This window comes from Clostridium sp. 1001271st1 H5 (assembly GCF_005845215.1).
Lineage (GTDB): Bacteria > Bacillota > Clostridia > Lachnospirales > Lachnospiraceae > Enterocloster.
In genome coordinates, this window is the sequence record NZ_SPHO01000071.1 from 1 (window position 1) to 1,209 (window position 1,209).

A 1,209-nucleotide genomic window follows, 5' to 3' on the forward strand; every position below is an offset into this window, starting at 1 on the left:
GCTTGTATGAGACACCCCTTCTGACACTTCCGGAGGGGCATTCCAAGAATCTGCCCTCAACCAGTCAATCATCTGCTGAAGCTTCACATCTCCTTGTTCCGGAAGATGGTTCCGTATAAGACCAATGGCATCCAGCCCAGTATCAGACTCAAACGCAGTAATTCCCCAACATCCCATGACATCCCTCCTAAATTCCGAGAATCTGCCAGATATAAAGCGGTGCAGTTAGGGTAAATACCAGACAGGCAAACAGAATTGCAGGTGCTGCCCATTCAAACTGTCCGTGCTTCCGATAATCAAAGTATGCCGTTCCCAGTTTTCCAAAAAAGAACACGGCAAGGATCAGATCTATAGCGGGAAATACAACATGATCGACAACTGTTTTAATCTGTTGGGATGCCGTCTGCCAAGTTCCCTCAATCGCACCGGCTACATCGCCCGATGCATATACCGGAACGCAGAACAAAACTACCAGTACGAATACCATGCACATAACTGCTGAAATTTTCTTTGTTCTCATTTATTTTTCCTTTCTACTAAGATTGTGTGAGTTTCAGCCCCATTCTTTGCTGTCTTTCAAGAAGAGGAGCCAATTCGATAATATCCGGATGTTCCTGAAACTTTAGATCTCCCCGAAAGCCAACTTTTAAACTGCTAAACCGCTTTGCCTCCTCCTGCAAAGAAGTAGGTGCATCTAGTGGAAGTTCCTGATTCCACCGAACCCATTCCCCATTTTGAAAACGTGGCTGCAATCTCAAAATCACATAGGATTCCGGAACAAATACAGGATAATACCTTAATACTCCTCCAACTCCATAGTAAGGCTTCCCTTCCATCATCACTGTCTTTTGCATTAATTCCAGTGTATCCTCTAAAGATGTACAAAACCAGCACTCCTTATCACCCATCCTTCGTATCCTGCCATCCCGCAGAATATCTTCCAAATGGTCACGGGTTGTGTAATGATACAAAAATCCCTTTGGTTTCTCCGTCTGTTGATATGACATACTTCCTCCTACTCTGGTTTCTGTGGTGCGATATGCCAGTCACTCCACAAGTTCCCATCAATGGTAATAGAATCATTCAGATTCATGGAGAGCATTCCAGCCGGTGTCCAGCAATCCAGCAGCCAAGTATATGGCGTATAACTTCCGTCCGGATACCAAATTGGTGTAAAATGCGTTCTCCTCTCATAGGTACTGTAACCAT

3 protein-coding genes and 1 pseudogene are annotated in these 1,209 nt (G+C 44.7%); all 4 read right to left on the bottom strand.

Translation table 11 applies throughout. The annotated features are described in order from the left end of the window. The coding region (locus FGS84_RS30635; RefSeq protein ID WP_138311893.1) for a DUF4259 domain-containing protein at nucleotides 1-177 on the bottom strand (177 nt) is incomplete at its 3' end. A 10-nt stretch (nucleotides 178-187) separates the two neighbouring features. Continuing rightward, the gene (locus FGS84_RS30640) at nucleotides 188-520 is read right to left on the bottom strand and encodes a DUF3852 domain-containing protein (protein WP_008400387.1); all 333 of its coding nucleotides are present in this window, start codon (nucleotides 518-520) and stop codon (nucleotides 188-190) included. Between the two features lie 16 nt (nucleotides 521-536). Next, nucleotides 537-1,007 carry a hypothetical protein gene (locus tag FGS84_RS30645; RefSeq protein WP_008400388.1) on the bottom strand — a complete coding sequence of 157 codons (471 nt, stop codon included), beginning with the start codon at nucleotides 1,005-1,007 and terminating at the stop codon, nucleotides 537-539. An 8-nt stretch (nucleotides 1,008-1,015) separates the two neighbouring features. Next, a pseudogene (locus FGS84_RS31305) lies at nucleotides 1,016-1,209 on the bottom strand (hypothetical protein); the annotation flags it as partial.

Coding starts and splice junctions, on each gene's coding strand:
- FGS84_RS30640 (WP_008400387.1), bottom strand. CDS start 520: ATGAGAACAAAGAAAATTTCAGCAGTTATGTGCATGGTATTCGTACTG.
- FGS84_RS30645 (WP_008400388.1), bottom strand. CDS start 1,007: ATGTCATATCAACAGACGGAGAAACCAAAGGGATTTTTGTATCATTAC.